15 protein-coding genes are annotated in these 15,785 nt (G+C 37.6%); 3 read left to right on the top strand and 12 right to left on the bottom strand.

The genetic code is table 11. The features are described 5' to 3' along the window. Window positions 1-48: 48 nt before the first annotated feature. Together AC0L6O_RS19315 and AC0L6O_RS19310 are read right to left on the bottom strand one after the other, a co-directional pair. Complete coding sequence (locus tag AC0L6O_RS19315; RefSeq protein WP_473304688.1) at window positions 49-1,113, bottom strand: endonuclease/exonuclease/phosphatase family protein; 1,065 nt, start codon at window positions 1,111-1,113, stop codon at window positions 49-51. Between the two features lie 19 nt (window positions 1,114-1,132). Further along, complete coding sequence (locus tag AC0L6O_RS19310; RefSeq protein WP_473304686.1) at window positions 1,133-1,597, bottom strand: hypothetical protein; 465 nt, start codon at window positions 1,595-1,597, stop codon at window positions 1,133-1,135. 139 nt (window positions 1,598-1,736) lie between these two features. Between AC0L6O_RS19310 and AC0L6O_RS19305 the strand changes: the two genes are divergently transcribed. Further along, the gene (locus tag AC0L6O_RS19305) at window positions 1,737-2,165 is read left to right on the top strand and encodes an ABA4-like family protein (protein ID WP_473304684.1); all 429 of its coding nucleotides are present in this window, start codon (window positions 1,737-1,739) and stop codon (window positions 2,163-2,165) included. A 79-nt stretch (window positions 2,166-2,244) separates the two neighbouring features. Here AC0L6O_RS19305 and AC0L6O_RS19300 read toward each other — a convergent pair whose 3' ends face one another. Next, window positions 2,245-4,269 carry a ComEA family DNA-binding protein gene (locus AC0L6O_RS19300; RefSeq protein ID WP_473304682.1) on the bottom strand — a complete coding sequence of 675 codons (2,025 nt, stop codon included), beginning with the start codon at window positions 4,267-4,269 and terminating at the stop codon, window positions 2,245-2,247. Next, window positions 4,266-5,069 (bottom strand): PorV/PorQ family protein, encoded by an 804-nt coding sequence (locus AC0L6O_RS19295; protein ID WP_473304680.1) that lies wholly within the window; start codon window positions 5,067-5,069, stop codon window positions 4,266-4,268. The genes AC0L6O_RS19300 and AC0L6O_RS19295 overlap by 4 nt, the downstream gene beginning before the upstream one ends. Window positions 5,070-5,254: 185 nt before the next feature. Here AC0L6O_RS19295 and AC0L6O_RS19290 point away from each other — a divergent pair, with 185 nt between their 5' ends. Beyond that, window positions 5,255-5,698, top strand: coding sequence for a DUF5362 family protein (locus AC0L6O_RS19290; protein WP_473304678.1), 444 nt, complete (start codon window positions 5,255-5,257; stop codon window positions 5,696-5,698). On the opposite strand, the gene AC0L6O_RS19285 is transcribed toward AC0L6O_RS19290, so the two are convergent. Further along, window positions 5,695-6,870 carry a hypothetical protein gene (locus AC0L6O_RS19285; protein WP_473304676.1) on the bottom strand — a complete coding sequence of 392 codons (1,176 nt, stop codon included), beginning with the start codon at window positions 6,868-6,870 and terminating at the stop codon, window positions 5,695-5,697. The genes AC0L6O_RS19290 and AC0L6O_RS19285 overlap by 4 nt on opposite strands. 91 nt (window positions 6,871-6,961) lie before the next feature. Here AC0L6O_RS19285 and AC0L6O_RS19280 point away from each other — a divergent pair, with 91 nt between their 5' ends. After that, window positions 6,962-7,567: a thymidine kinase gene (locus tag AC0L6O_RS19280; RefSeq protein WP_473304674.1), complete on the top strand. Its 606-nt coding sequence runs from the start codon at window positions 6,962-6,964 to the stop codon at window positions 7,565-7,567. Here the strand turns inward: AC0L6O_RS19280 and AC0L6O_RS19275 are convergent. The 7 genes from AC0L6O_RS19275 to AC0L6O_RS19245 all read right to left on the bottom strand — a co-directional run bounded on the left by AC0L6O_RS19275 (window position 7,564) and on the right by AC0L6O_RS19245 (window position 15,784). After that, window positions 7,564-9,651 (bottom strand): molybdopterin-dependent oxidoreductase, encoded by a 2,088-nt coding sequence (locus tag AC0L6O_RS19275; RefSeq protein ID WP_473304673.1) that lies wholly within the window; start codon window positions 9,649-9,651, stop codon window positions 7,564-7,566. The two genes, AC0L6O_RS19280 and AC0L6O_RS19275, sit on opposite strands and share 4 nt — an antisense overlap. A gap of 113 nt (window positions 9,652-9,764) precedes the next feature. Then, window positions 9,765-10,817 (bottom strand): hypothetical protein, encoded by a 1,053-nt coding sequence (locus AC0L6O_RS19270; protein ID WP_473304671.1) that lies wholly within the window; start codon window positions 10,815-10,817, stop codon window positions 9,765-9,767. Window positions 10,818-10,833: 16 nt separating this feature from the next. After that, window positions 10,834-11,421 (bottom strand): hypothetical protein, encoded by a 588-nt coding sequence (locus tag AC0L6O_RS19265; protein WP_473304670.1) that lies wholly within the window; start codon window positions 11,419-11,421, stop codon window positions 10,834-10,836. Next, window positions 11,408-11,968 carry an RNA polymerase sigma factor gene (locus tag AC0L6O_RS19260; protein ID WP_473304668.1) on the bottom strand — a complete coding sequence of 187 codons (561 nt, stop codon included), beginning with the start codon at window positions 11,966-11,968 and terminating at the stop codon, window positions 11,408-11,410. Before AC0L6O_RS19260 ends, AC0L6O_RS19265 begins: the two co-directional genes overlap by 14 nt. Before the next feature lie 232 nt (window positions 11,969-12,200). Then, the gene (locus AC0L6O_RS19255; RefSeq protein ID WP_473304667.1) at window positions 12,201-14,570 is read right to left on the bottom strand and encodes a M1 family metallopeptidase; all 2,370 of its coding nucleotides are present in this window, start codon (window positions 14,568-14,570) and stop codon (window positions 12,201-12,203) included. A gap of 255 nt (window positions 14,571-14,825) precedes the next feature. Then, window positions 14,826-15,134 carry a LytR/AlgR family response regulator transcription factor gene (locus AC0L6O_RS19250; protein ID WP_473304665.1) on the bottom strand — a complete coding sequence of 103 codons (309 nt, stop codon included), beginning with the start codon at window positions 15,132-15,134 and terminating at the stop codon, window positions 14,826-14,828. A 62-nt stretch (window positions 15,135-15,196) separates the two neighbouring features. Continuing rightward, window positions 15,197-15,784, bottom strand: coding sequence for a GNAT family N-acetyltransferase (locus AC0L6O_RS19245; protein WP_473304663.1), 588 nt, complete (start codon window positions 15,782-15,784; stop codon window positions 15,197-15,199). Between the last annotated feature and the right edge of the window lies 1 nt (window position 15,785).

Here is a 15,785-nt window from a genome sequence, read left to right as displayed (position 1 = left end):
AAACTTGTATTTATTGACCTATGTCAGAAGCTCTTAAAAAAAGGCCTATTATTCAGATTTCTCTGCTTCTTTACCTTCGGTAATAATTTCTTCAACCTCTTCTTTCTCGTTCTTTTCCATTGATTTTGGACTTTCTGTTTTAGAACGATGAACACTAAATTCTGAGTATAGTGGAAGGTGGTCAGAGCCAATTTCCGGAAGGGTGTTCATGTGGTAAATCTTTATTTCTTCCGAATGGTAAAGTAAATCAATAGGAAACCTCATGAAGAAAGGTTTGACAGGGAATGTTGAGAAGAAACCTCTTCGCTTTCGAGCGTCTTTCAAATCAGAAGTTTTTGCAAACAGGGTGGAAACATTTGACCAACATACGCTATTAAAATCCCCAATAACCAAACTAGGAGTTTTTGACTTCCTTATAAGTTTAGCAATACTAAGCAGCTCACCATCTTTCTTCTTTGAAGTTACTTCTTCGGTAGGGCTGGGTGGCGGTGGATGTATGCCCCAAAAGACAAACTTATTGTTTTCTCGGTCTTCTAAATGTGCTTCGATTGTCGGCCTTTCGTCTGTTAAAAAGTAATGTACTTTTATCTTGTTAGCTTTCAGTTTAGTGTAGAAATGCATGCCATAGGTATTTTCCAATGGTACTTTTTTCATAGATTGATAATCAACTTCAATCTCTTCTAAAGCTTTTTCCCAAGCTTTATTACTTTCAATAGTCAGTAGGATGTCTGGTTGTAGTTTTTTTACCAGTTCTATAAGTTTATGGTAACAATCATTGCTTTGTAAAACATTTACACTAAGTATTGTCAGCTTCTCAGAATCTTCTGGACTTGGCTCATGACTTTCACTTTTAAGAATGATATAGGGAGAAATAATTTTGATTTGAGTAATAAGGGCTAGGAGCAGTGCGAATTGAATGAACCTAACTAAAATAGAGGCTTCAGGAATAAGGAAGAAACTTAAAACGAGTGTTGCGGCTAGCACTACCGAAGTTTGAATTCTTATAAAATCAAATCCTCTTATGAACCAATGTTTACCTCCACCTAATGGAAGAAACGTCCCAATTATAAAAGGAAGGGAAATTAGAAGTAATATGATTTCCTCGGTTGTCATGAGATAATTTTTCTTCGCTTTAAAACTGTACTTCTAAGTCTAATTGATTGCCCGTAGCAGCAGCTTTTTTATCCATCTGAGTTCCAATGGCTAGGCCAATAGCCATACCGATAGGCATTCCAATTCCAATAAACGCCATGTTTCCTAAAATAGACCCAAATGCTACACCCAAAGGAACGCCAAAAGCTCCCACACCAATGGCTAACCATAAATTTCGATAATGGTTTTTCGTAACTATTTTAAGTTCTTTTTCTAGGAAGCTAATAATTTTAGATAGTGAAGTTTTAATTTGTTTGGCTAGCTTTTTTCCTGATTCTAGGCTATTGTTTATAGTATCCACTTCTATGTTTATCATTTGAATGGTATCGTCTGGAAGTGTACGATATTTTAGTTCTTCCATCAGTTTTTCAAATTGTACAAACTGTTTTAATTCTCGGCTTTTTTCGTCTAAATCTGGTTTTTTGAGGAGGTCTTTAATATTCATGGTCAATTTGTAATTAGCTTTTATTAATGTCTAAGATACAGTATTCTTCGTATTTTGGGTGCAAAGCTATCGCAGAATTCTTTTTGAATAAGCCGGAAGTAGCGGTAATTTAATTGTCAAACTGAACAGACTTAGAATTATGACACCATCATCTATTTTCTCTTTTGGAAATGCCTTTGTGCTTATAGGCTGGTTGCTCTTGCTAATTTTACCTCATTGGAAATACACGCAAACTTTAGTTTTGAATGGTGTTATTCTGCTTCTATCATTGATATATGCCTATTTGGTTATAAAAGATATGGGTAGTTTTGAAATGGATAGTTTTAATTCCTTAGCTAGTGTAAAAGCTTTATTTACTTCAGATACAGCCATTGCTATTGGCTGGTTGCATTATTTAGCTTTTGACTTATTTGTGGGAGCATACGTAGTCAGAAAATCAAAAGAGGTGGGATTACCAAGATTGGTTTATAGCTTAATTCTTCCTTTTGTGTTTATGTTTGGTCCTGTTGGTTACGTGATTTTTGTTTTGGTCAAAATGGTTAAAACCAAGTCTTTGGTAGTGGAGTGATAATTATGTTTAAAGTGAAATGCGAAGCTTGAATGCATTAAGTTTTTAGGTAACGAGCAAGAAAAGAGGTCGATTTATCTTAAAATCTATACCTAACCTGCAGTTTTACATCGGTTCTGTGAGGTACATCTAGCTCGTTATTTCCTGAGCTTATGGTTTCTCTGTCTGTGAGCGAGGTTCTGGCTATTCTAGCCCAAATGTCTATTTTTCGGGTAAGGCTGTATCTGCTAACTAAATATAGGCGTGTTCCTTTGCCAAAATAGGCAGGGAAAGAAACGGTATATAGCACGTCGTTTTCGTAAGCGTAAATTCTGGAGTCAAAAGAATCGGTATTAAAAAGAGCGATACGGCTTTTGAGCTGTAAGCGACCAATGCTTCCTTCTATATCCTGAATTAGTGCATAGCCATTTGAACGGTCTAAGGTTTCATACTGAAAAGAATTATACTGTACCCTTGTTTGTGATTTGAAGTTTTTAAAGATATTAAATTCGAACTGAGCCAAAAGGTTTTGTCTGGTGGTTTTGACCAAGTAATCACTAACTGTTTCGTTTCCTGGGAAATTCTTTTGCTTCTGTTCTCTGTGATATTGCGTATAAAAAATCCACTTTTTGGTAGGCTTTAAGGTAAATCGGAGGAGGTAATCGTCTCCATCAGAAGGTCCATCTACTAAATACCTAAGCCAAGGGAATTTGAATTTGTCGTAAAAGGCAGCAAAAGTATAGCCCCTTTTTGGTGTGTATTTAAAACCCGTGTAAATCCCTTTTTCATTGATAGTTCTGCTTCCTTCGCCAAAAGCATTGGAGTAGAAACTGTGGAAGTCTTTGTCGTAATTTCTAAAGTTTAATGCCCATTCTACTTGTGGACTAAGTGATGCCACAAAACCGCCAATGGCTCCAATACCACCGCTACTAGAGCGGGCTGCTTCGCCAAAGAAATTGAAATTTTGCCAAGAGTAAGAGAAGTTTGCTCCCATTACGGTATTTTGGGTACCCTTAAATTCATGTACGGCATACTCCCTAGAGTTACGCTCTAAAGGACTGCTGTAATTTGTATTTAAAACAGTGAATCCAATATGGCCATCCCCATGCTGCCATTTGGCATTTATACCCGCACTGGTTTCGTTAACGAGCCCTTTTTTGTCAATTTCTGATTGTGTTCGGTGTAAGCCAGAAGATAGGATAGAGCTAAAAACGTCTTCTCTTTCTTCTACATCAGTATTTATGCTGGCGTCTCTTTTGGTGTAAGAGCCAAATGCAGTAAGTGATATTTGACCAGTTTGATAGGTAGCCGCAGCACCACGCAAAAAGCCACCCTCTAAAACAGAATTGTGAGGTCTTATGCCTAAATCACTTCTTCGGGTAGTGTAGATAGGTTCGCCACCTTTACCAGCAGCATAGCCACCAGACATCACAAGTCCTTGACCAAATTGTAATTGATAATCGCCTATAATGGCATTTTTAAGGTTCCCTTTGTTTTGTAGTTGAAAATGGAAAGTTGTGTAATCGGCTATGTTTGGTTCACCTTGGTCTTTTTCCATAATAAAGCCTAAGCTGAAATCTTTAGGGTGTTGCAGTCTATACCGAGCATATAGTTTTTGTGGAGGACCCAAATATTTGCCTTCACGGTATCCTTTAGCTTTTTCTAAGGTTTGCTCTGTTCTAATAACCAAAAAGTGGTCGGTAGCTCTATTGAAAATTCCTTTGACGTCATTGACAGAAACGCCATTACTTAACCTTATAAAGGGTCTTAAAGTTTGAATAGTTTCGGCATCAAAACCCGCAATTGTTTGTAGTTCATAAAGGCTTAATAGATTTCCAAAACGATTTTTATGTTCAAAGAAATTTTGAATCTGAGATTCTGAAAGGAGAAATAAACTTCGTAGTTCGTCTGGATTAGCGGCGTTTAGGTTGATGGGGTTTAAATAAAACTGAAGCAATGCTTCATAAAGGTCTTCATAGTTTATATCCTCTTGCTGTGTGGCGGCTAGTCGCTGAATAAAGTTATCAAGGTCTATTTCTACCGGAGGTGCTTCCAATCTAGGAGCCTGACCCATGACGGTTGTCACGCTAAGAAAAATAAAAAGAAAAAGGAGATGTCTTTTCATTTCTTTGGAAGGTTTAGTTGCAAACTAAAATGGTGGGATAAACCCAAGGTAGGGTGCGTATTTACTGCGTAATCAAATATCCATTTTTTATAAGCGTAGCCCACGCCAAAATGATTCGTCCTGATTCCTGTATTTATTCCTGTCCTGAGATGGAAGTTTTCAAAGAGCATGTATTCCAAACCTGCTTTAAAAAAGGGCTTTTCTGATGGGATGTATTCTGTTTCGGCGGCTATTGTTATTTTAGTAGTAGGTTGAAATGCTCCACCAAGTCGGAGCGTAGTTGGTATTTTTTCAAAATCATAAAGCGAGGCACCCGTGAGGTTATAGGCATGCATTCCTATGCTTACTTTAGTAGAAAGATATGCCATAACACCAAACTCTGTTACAATAGTGTTTCGGGACGAGAAGCCTTCTGCATAATTCCCGAGGTATGATACTTTGACACCCAGCGATACTCGTTCTGTGCTTTTTGCTATTGCAATTCCTGCTTTGTTCTCATTATAAAGTTGGTCTCCAAATCGTTCGGCTCCTATGGCTACTGTAGCCCATTTTTCGGCAAGCACTGCCGATAATGACATGGTAGAAAGTCCAGCTATATCAAACCTAGAATCAAAAGATGAATTGACAAATGAGTTTTCAACAAAACCAAGTCCAGCAGGGTTATAAAAGAAGGTTTGCGAATGAGGGAGAGCCACCATGGCATGTCCCATACCCCAACTTTTGCCACCTACGCCACTGAGGCTATTTTGTGCAAAAGTAAAAGTGCTTGATAGTAAGAGGTATAAAAGGGTTTTTCGCATAAAAAGGAAAAATAGCCTTTTTTTAAATCATATGGAAAAAATCACAAAATTGATTTGAGCAAGTATTTCAAAAACCTTTCATATGAAGCTAATAGATACTTTTTGCGGTTTCGTCATTTAACTAAGTGTTTTATATCTAAGAAAAAAGAACGAACTTATGGGTCTAAATCAAACACATTTATTAAATGGAAAGCAACCTTTACCTTTCAGAAGACGGAAAACAAGATTTATTAGAATCGGCGAAATGGGCTAAGTTTTTAGCCATAGTTGGTTTTGTAGGCAGTGCTCTTTTGGTTGTTTTTGCCCTAGGGCTTAGCACAATAATGAGTTTTCTCCCTAATGGAGAACATTTTGAAAGCCTAGGTCCCAGTTATTTTTTGGGTATGGCGTTTATTTATGTGGTGATGGCAGTTATATACTTTTTTCCTTGCCTTTACCTTTTCAAGTTTGCAAAAAGTACTAAAGAAGCAATTTTAGAAGAAGATAATGAACTGCTTCATTTAGCACTTTTTAACATGCGAAAAATGTTCAAATTTGTAGGAGTAATGACCCTTACTATGTTGATACTTTATGGCGTAATTATAGTTTTTGGAATTTTAGCTGGAGGGGCAGCCATGATGATGGCTTAACTAAATTTCCTTTCTATTAAAGCATAAAACTCTTCTGCTTCAGCTGAGTTACTATCCCACTGATACTTTACCGCAAGTTCATGATTTGCATAATTCATGGCTTCGGTAAGGCTTCCGCAGGCGTCCAGCGTTTCCATACTTCGATTATAATTGTCTTGATTTCCTCCAAAGAGGTTATTGATAAATAAGAAACGCTGATTAAGTGATATACCGCTTTTTAAACTATTGATTTTAGATCTACTATGCGAGTCTAAAAGATTGGCCACTTTAGCACTTTCTTTACTGTCGTTTAAAGTCTTATTTGCATTTAGAAGTCTGTCATTTAAAGTCATTGGTTCTTTGCCTACAGCTTTGACCACTTGCGGGGCTGTTACAGGTTGTACTACCCTTTGAACTGGAGCAGGACTTGGTATAGGAGCAGGAATTGGTGCATCAGGAAGTGGCTGCCTAACTTGTGCTGCTATTTCGGGTTTCTCCTGACTTGGCTCTAAGGTTCTTCTAGTAGTAGGCGTAGGTACTGGTGCCGATTCTAAAGCTTCGTCAAAGAAAGATTTGTTCGATGTTGATTGACCAAGATTAAGTTTTAAGATGCCATTAAAGTCTTCTAAAAGCTCTGATGGGTCTTCGCCATTAAAGTTTTCAAAAATTACTTTTAACCAGTCTATACCTTGATTGGCAAAGACAGAACCTCCGTTTAATTTATTTTCTAAAGCATCCAGAACAGGTTTATTGATTTGGAAATACTTTTTATTAGCCGTTATCCATTCTGTGGTCAGTTTAAACTCAGGAAGATTTCGCATTAAGTTGTCAAAATACCCTTTTGGTTCTAAGGCCAGTTGAAGCGTGTCTTGTGTTGATTTTGCCAAAAGAATTTCAAATTTATCTCTACCGACAGAAATAAATCTTGATAGTGTATTCATAAATGAGGCTAAGGCGGTCTTGACTTCTGCGTTTTCAAAGTCAAAATATGGGCTTTGAAGTCGGCTGCTTTCTTCTTGCCATTTTTCAAACAAGTTTCTTATTACAAGAAGATTGAGCTGCTTAATCTCGGTTATTTTTAAAATGTCGCCACCAGAAATAGTTTTCTGATTGCTGAAATATTCGTCGCAAATAAGACTAGAGAAAGCTTTAGCGTAAGTTTCGACATCTGTCGAATTCCATTTGTAGGTCATTTTCAAATTCGTTTCTTTTGTAGGAGCATGTAAGTGATATAAAGTTACAAACTTTGCACCACTTTTAGCTAAACGAAAAAAAAAAGCATTTATGTTTATAGAGCCGAAAAGAGGTAGGTCAAATGACCAAAAGATGGGTTGGGTGGAATTGATATGTGGCTCCATGTTTAGCGGAAAAACCGAAGAACTTATCAGAAGGCTCAATAGAGCAAAAATAGCTCGACAAAATGTTGAAATATTTAAGCCAGGGATAGATACAAGATATGATGAGGAAGATATAGTTTCTCACAATAAAAACTCTATCAGGTCTACACCAGTAAACTCAGCCGCCGAGATACTTCTTTACGCAGGAAACTGTGATGTGGTGGGCATAGATGAAGCTCAGTTTTTAGACAAAGGTGTGGTGGAGGTTGTTAATAAGCTGGCGAACTCGGGCAAAAGAGTAATAATAGCAGGTTTAGATATGGACTCAAAAGGAGAACCATTTGGGCCAATGCCTGCTCTTATGGCCGTAGCAGAATATGTTACCAAAGTACACGCCATCTGTGTTAAATGCGGTGATATAGCCCACTATTCTTACAGAACCGCGGCAGACGAAAAACAAGTGCTTTTGGGCGAACTAGAAAGCTATGAAGCGAGATGCCGCAAGTGTTATAATTTACCCAAAAACACTGAAGCTGCAGATAGTACAATTTAGGCTACTGCCGAAATTTGTACTCTAACATTGCTAAAAGCGGCATTTCCTGTAAGTTCGTCTATCAGCATATCATCTGTTAGGTCGTTTGCACTTACTCCGGGGTTTCTTTCTGCCACGGCAAGTTTAATGTTTCCTTTTCCGTGCCCATAGCCATGCGGAATTACCAGTACACCAGGCATAATGTCCGTAGTTAAATGTGCCTCAATAGTCACTTTTCCTACTCTTGATTTGACGGCTACTTTATCTCCTGTCTTAATTCCTTCCTTTTTCCCATCCGCAGGGTTCATTAAGACTAAGCATCTGTTTTTCCCTTTTTGAAGTAATTCAGAATTATGCATCCAACTATTGTTGTCGCGTAAATGTCTTTTTCCTATGAGCGTATAACCTTTTTCGTCTGTAGTTTCTTTTAAACGCTTTAAGTCGTTAACGAGTAACTCTGGGCAAAGATTGATTCGCTTGTTTTCGTTTCCTAAACGCTCGGGAAGTTGTGACTTTAAAGGCCCAAGGTCAAAACCATGGGTTTGCTCTTCCAAATCTTTAAAGCTTATATCATAGTCATTGTTTTTCAAACTTATGCTAAGCATTTCTTCTGGCGAATAAACTTTTCCGCCATTTGGAGGTTCTATGCCTGCTGCTTTGGCTAGAGCATGACCTAGTTCTTGGAAAATCTCCCAGTCGTATTTGGCTTCTTTTTCTTTTTCAAAAAGGGCAGGGGAGTATTTTGCGGTGTTTCTCACGGCTAAAACATTAAAAGTTAAATCATAATGAGGTACTTCTAGGCCTGTAGCCGGAGGCAAAATGATGTCAGCATGTTTGGTGGTTTCGTTAAGGTAAATGTCAAAACTCACCATGTAATCAAGCTTTTCAAGAGCCTTGTCTAATCGATTTCCGTTGGTAATAGAAAGTACTGGATTTCCGCAGCTAGTCATGAGCATTTTGATTTGTCCCTTGCCTTCGGTTTCTATTTCTTCAGATAAACACGCTACTGGAAGTTCTCCTAAAAACTCTGGAAACTTTCTAACTCTACTTTCCCATCTGTTATATCGGTTTTTAGGTTTGGCTTTGCCAATAAAATCTATCAACGGTTTTGTAAAAAGAAGGCCACCTTCTACGTCTAAATTGCCTGAAACTATGTTTATGGCATTTATAAGCCAATTGTTTAGCCCACCAAATGCTTGGGTACTCACGCCCATTCTGCCGTAAAGGGCTGCTTTTTTAGTTTTTGCTATTTGGGAAGCTAAGGTTTTTATGACGTTTTGGTCAATGCCTGTTTTCTCAGCAGCGGTAGTTATGTCAAAGTCTGCAATGGCAGTTTTTAATTCAGATAGTCCATCAGTGAAGTTTTCGAGATGTGCCATGTTAACCAAGTTCTCATCAAAAATATGCTTCAAAATGGCTGTAAATAACCACGCATCTGTACCAGGTTTGATAAAGATATGTTGGTCAGCTTTAGCGGCTGTTTCGGTATGCCGTGGGTCAATAACAATAACTTTTCCGCCTCGTTCAGAAATTGACTTTAACCTATTCCCAATATCAGGAACGGTCATCATGCTTCCGTTAGAAACTAATGGATTTCCACCTACAATTACAAAAAGCTCGGTATTATCAATGTCAGTAATGGGAACCAACATAGGATGCCCAAACATTTGCCAAGAAGCAAAATGATGAGGGACTTGGTCTGAAGAAGAAGCCGAGTAAATATTTTTGGTTTTGAGGGCTTTGAAAAATCGTGGAGCTGTAAGTACGGTTCCTAAGTTATGAATGCTTGGGTTGCCTTGGTATGCGGCTATGCTGTCAGGACCATATTTTATATTGAGTTCAACTATTTTAGCCGCTATTTCTTTATAAGCAGATTCCCATGAAATGGGCTGCCACGCTCCGTTTACATTTTTGATAGGTGTTTTTAGTCGGTCGGGGTCTTCGTATATTTCTTTAAGTCCGTAAGCTTTTGGGCAAATATGACCTCTACTAAAGGTGTCTTTTTTGTCACCTTCTATCTTAATTATTTCTTGGTTTTCGTGCGTTATTTTTAATCCGCACATAGCTTCGCAAAGGTTGCAAGTTCTGTAATGAAACTGCTGCATTTTATTTTATAAGGTTGATGAAGAAACTAAAATTAACCATTTACGCTCATAGTCAGGCATAAAAAAAGGTCTGAATAGAAATATTCAGACCCTGTGTTATTAGAAATGCTAAATTACTTTACTTCTACCTTACCGTAATTAGTGGTAAGATGCACTTTAGTAGCATGTGAGGCATTGCTGTTTCCTATAATATACTGCTGCTCTGTGGCGTTTGGTGAACTGACTTTCTTTGTCTCGGGCTCTTGGTTCATCACCATATTAGTGTTTTTAGTGTCTGCACTAAGGTTATATTTCCCTTTTAGGCAGCGTGGTAACTCTAGGTTAGTAAACGAACTTGAAATTTCTAATGTTTCCACATCGTTACGTATTTCGGCTAGTCTAAAGTGCTTAGAGTAATTCAAATTAAACTTACACGACTCATTTACTTTGCCAATGTAGCCTTTAGTATAGGTGGCTTTTATGTTGGTATTATTTGCTTCTAAAACCTTAACGGTACCGCAAATGTTGGTCATGTTTACGGCCTCTATCTTGTCAATCAAAAGTGCAGTTTGATTTGATTTTAGCTCTCCGCCTGTCATTGATTTAATATAGGCTTTGCCAAAGTTGACATCAATAACCGAGGCTTTATTACTTAAATGGTCGGCAAAGAAATTTCCGTAATCCTGTTTAACATTTAAAATGGCATTAAACTCAGGAATATAAACATCGCCATGTGAATTATTGACCGTTAGGTCATGGTTTTCAGGCATGTAAACTTGGTAATCTACTCGCAGAAAATTCTTCTCTTTTTCTTTACTAATATTGTTTTCAAAAGCAGATTTGTAACAGTAAAGCTTCGTAATAAATGAGGCTTCTCCGTCTAGTTGTTTTCTCTGGATATTGACAATTTTCAGAAATGCTTCTACTTGCTCTTCCGTAGGGGCATTGGCTGTAATGGTGATATTCACCTTGACCTCGTCTTTGTCCCAAAACTTTACTTTTACATCGCCAAAATGGTTTTCTATACGTACTGGGTCTTTAGTATCAAGTTTATACGAGTAACTAATAGATTTTTTCTTTTCAATCAAATGATAGTTTTCTCCCGCAAAATCAAAATTAATACAACCTGCCCCAGCCATGGCTGTGCTTCCCATGAGGAGCAAAACACAAATTATGAACTGTTTCATTATTCTTATTCTTTAATTATACCAGCATAGCCGGCATGTCGTCAGTATTTTCGTTTGGTGAGAAAACTATTTCAGGATTTTCATCTTTAGCCTTCTCTTTTATAATGTCAAGTTGCTGGTCAAGAAGTTGCATTTGCCACTCCAAGTTGTCAATCATTCTTTCTAAAATCTCTTCTTGGTTAGGATTATTTGGGAGGTCATTTTTTAAGGATTCAAAAGAGCCATTTAAGGCTTCCAAATCTTCTTGAAAATCTAACATTAATTCGGGTGCTAGTTCAGCGTAGCTATTTAGTTGCTTTTTCTTTTTCTCAATAAATGAGGCATACTGAATAACCTCCGAACCATATTTGGTACTTAGGTTTATAATTTCCTCATTTTCGGCTACTGGGTTATAATATTTTCCTGCTAAAAAGCCAATGCTCAAAAGCAAAATTACGGAAGCCGCTATTTGCCAACTAAACCATCTTTTCGGTTGGAAGGCAATCTCTTTTGTAGGGCTGGCTATTGGCAGTTTTTTGTCAATCTTTTGCCATAAATCTTTTGAAGGCTCATGGGTGTCAAAAGCTTCTCTGTTTGTTGATATGTAATTCTTAAGCTTGTCCATTGCTCATAATTTGAAGTAATTTTTTCTTGGCTCGCATATATTGCGTTCTTGATGTGCTTTCACTTATACCCAAGAACTCCGCGATTTCTTCATGGTCAAAACCTTCAAACAGGTACATGTTTAAAACTGTTCTGTAACCATCTGGCAAAAGGGGCATTGCCAAGTTTATTGATTCTATTTTATACTCTTTGTCGTCGTCTTCATAAAAGGATTCGCCTTCATCCACTATGTGGTGTTTATGGTCTTCAATATCCACCAAGTCTAGTTTTTTTGACCGTAGGTAGTTGATAGACTTGTTTACCACAATTTGCTTTAGCCAGAGCCCAAAAGATGCTTCCATTCTGAAAGAATCTATTTTGGTAAATGCATCTACAAAGGCTTCTTGCAAAACGTCTTCTGCCTCGTCTTGTTGTTTTACAAAACGCATGCAGGTATTAAGCATGGCTTTTGCGTAAAGCTTATACAGTTTGTATTGGGCTTTGCGGTCTCCAAGCTTACATTGCTCCACTATTACGGAGTTCTTTTCTATGTATTTTTTAGGTGTCAATCAAATTCGCCACCTCTTCCCGGACGAGGAAATAATTAATATTTGTCATTGTACTGTTCAAGTTCGGGAATACTGAACTTCGTAAAGCTATGTTTAAAAGTCTGATTAAAGAAAACGAAGTTGCACCAATGGTAATATTTTTTGTTAAGAGGTAAATGAAAGCTTGAACATAAAAAAACACCCATCAACTTTTGTCAATGGGTGTTCCGTTTGTAATTCTTATTTCAGGAAATTAATTCTGAGCTGCCTCCTGCATAGGATTTAAAGAAGAACGACGCGTTCTTTTATAAATTTGAAACCTAGATGGGGCTTCAGGAGCTTTCGGGAAGGTGTTGTTTCCTGTGTCAATATCTGCTATTTCAAGGAAAGGGTCTAATGTGAATTTGACCACTTTTTTATCCGTAGGAATAGTTTTGACAATTTCTTCCGAGTTCTTTCTCCAGATTTCTGCTGGGAAGCGAGCCACTTCGCTAGTTCCGTCTTCAAAATCCATTTTGACAATAACCGGCATAACCAAACCACCTTTGTTTTTGATGCTTAAAGCATAAAAATTGGTGCCAGCATCAATTAGTGCTTTGTGTTCATCACTTAAGTTAGCTTTGAATTTCTCATATTTTGCTTGGTCTTGAGGTGTGACAGCATATGGGTCATAAGTGCTATAGAAATCTTGGTAAGCTTTATCTGTTTCTTCTACAGTTGCTTTTACGTCAGTCTTATTTCGGTTTACAGCCATTGTATTTCTGCTAGCTTCATAAGCTTTACGCTCTTCTGCTTTAGTTATTTCTGGGTTTTCAGAATCTACAGCATACCATTCTACATTAGTTAGTTCTTGGTCTACTGGGTCTGTGGTGTAAAACCAACCTCTCCAAAACCAATCTAAATCTACACCAGAAGCATCTTCCATAGTTCGGAAGAAATCTGCAGGCTTAGGATGTTTGAAAGCCCATCTTTGAGCATATTCTTTAAAAGCATAATCAAATAGCTCTCTGCCCATAACGGTTTCTCTCAAAATATTAAGAGCTATTGCAGGTTTGCCGTAGGCGTTATTTCCAAACTGAATTATTTGCTCAGAATTGGTCATGATAGGCTGCATTTGCGAAGGGTCAGAACGCATGTATGAAACGATGTCTTGTGGCTCACCTCTTCTTGAAAGGAAATCTCTGTCCCACTCTTGTTCTGCTAAATATTGCATAAAGGAGTTAAGGCCCTCGTCCATCCATGTCCACTGACGCTCGTCAGAGTTGACTATCATCGGGAAAAAGTTATGACCCACTTCGTGAATAATAACACCAATCATACCTCTTTTTGTAAACTGAGAGTAGGTTCCATCACTTTCTGGACGGCCACCATTAAATGAAATCATAGGATATTCCATACCACCGCCAGCGGTAGAATGACATGAAATAGCTACTGGATAAGGATACTCAAAAGTACGCTCACCGTATACTTTCATGGTATGCTCTACCACTTTGGTACTGTATTGACCCCAAAGTGGGTTTCCCTCTTTAGGATATACAGACATACTCCAGATTTTACGGCCATTGTTATAAACATCGGTTTGCATAGCATCCCAAATAAATCTCCTGGAGGAAGCAAAAGCAAAGTCACGAACGTTTTCGGCCTTAAATTTCCAAGTCTTCTTTTTTGTAGATTTTGTTTTTGAAGCTTCGATAGCTTCGTCTTGCGTTACAATAAGCACTGGCTTAGTGGCTTTGGCAGCCTCTTCCATTCTCTTTCTTTGGGTACGGCTTAGTACTTGGTTATAGTTTTGGCACTCACCTGTTGCTACCAAAACGTGGTCGTCTGGTACAGTAATGTCAACCTCATAATCACCAAAAACTAAGGCAAATTCTCCACTACCCACAAATTGTTTGTGTTGCCATCCGTTTACGTCATCATAAACCGCCATTCTTGGAAACCAATGAGCTACAAAATAGTTGTAGTTTCCATCTTCTTCGAAAAACTCAAAACCCGAACGACCATAGTAGGCAGCCATGTTATAAGACCAGTCAATTTTAAAAGAGAAAGTTTCGTCTTTATTAAGTGGTGTAGGTAAATCAATACGCATCATGGTGCCATTGATGGTGTGTTTTAGATCTTTACCGTTTAGGTCTTTTACCAATGTGATATCATAACCACGCTCTCTGCTTTTATCTACATCACCAAAAACTGAACTGGCAGACTGCAAGCCATTAATTTGACCTGAAGTCATTTTATCATTGATGCCACCTGTTTTAGAAAGTGCGTTGATAGAATTGTCTTTAAACATATTCATGTCAAGCTGCACCCAAATGTATTTTAATGGGTCTGGAGAGAAATTATAATAGATGACTTCCTCAGAACCAATAATTCTTTGGTTTTCGTCGTCAAGTTCTACTTTGATTTTATAGTCGGCTTTTTGTTGATAATAGGCATGACCAGGAGCTCCTGAACCAGTTCTGTACTCATTCGGGGTTGGTAGGTCTTCGCCTAATTGTTCAAAAACTCTTGTGCTTTTTGATTGGGCGGATGCCAGCGGCTGAATTAAGAGAATTAAAGCAATACTTAAAATTGCTGTTAAGAATGTTTTACCCTTGGGAAACATTATTGGTTTATGAGTCATTTTAATTTGATGATTATATGATTTTTCAAAGATACGAGTTTTGAGAATGAATTAACAAAACGGTAATCTAAGCAATTGGTAGTTTGGGTTTCAAACTCGCCAATAAATATTCTGCATTGTCTTAAAAAAGTAATACTCTTCTAAGGATTTTCTATGTTTTACATAATGAAAATGCCCCACTCTAAAAAAGTGGAGCATTTCATTTGTACAGGCAGATTTAGTTTTCTGTGTGGAGTTAGTATTTAAAAAAGGGGTTTATTTATTCTTCAATTGAGCAAGTGCAGATTCTACATCTTTTATTTTTCGCCTAGAAACGGGGATGTTTTGACCATTATTAAGAAGTAATTCTGCGTAGTTGCCGGCTTTTGTATAGTTTTTAATATGAAATGGGTTTACCAAATGCTTTCTGCTTGCTCTTATAAAAGAGATTAATTTTTCTTCGTGACGACTCAGCGTGTAGCATGAGGTTACCATGGAACCACTTTTAAAATGGATGTTGGTATAATTAATGTCTCCTTCTAAAAAGAGAATGTTGGCGTTATTTTTATATATGTGGTTGGTCATTTTCTTAAGCGTCAAAAGTAAGCTGCCTTAGATATTGTAGGCAATACCCCGTTCGGGGTATTTTATGCTAATACGTTTACGGAATTATTGATAGCAAAGCCATTAACCATTTTTATATAATCAGTGTATTCCTGAAAAAAGGGACTTTTTATGCTATTAAGGTATGCGGCATCCCAGGGATTAATAAACATTTGAAAACGTAAACCGTAGTCATGCCTTATTTCGCGGTAAACCTGAAAGCCAATTTTTTCATACATCCTTATCAAATGCTCCTCAGTTTCAATCAAGGCAATATGACAACCTTCTAAAAGAGCTTGCTTATAAATGCGGGTGGTCAGGTCATAGGCAACTCTTGTTTTCCTATATGTGGGATGAATGACTAAACGGTCTACCAGGGCAACTCTTGATTTGAAACTTGGCTTTTTGGTACCCCAATATTCTCTTATTTCGGGATTGTCAAATTTGAACGTACATCGTAAACTTCCAACGATGGTTTCATGACGTTTGGCGTAAAGAATGACAGATTGTGCATCTGTTAAATCTTCGTTTTTCAAGAGGAAGTTTTTATGAAGTTCTTGCTGGTTAACCAGATACCTTAAAGATTTTATGGCGTCTAGTTCTTCTGGGGTAGTGACAGCGTTTATCTGCATG

The sequence above is a fragment of the Arcticibacterium sp. GJ41-1 genome (genome assembly GCF_055808875.1).
The sequence above is the reverse complement of the archived record's forward strand: the minus strand, read 5'-3'. Positions and strand labels throughout refer to the sequence as shown.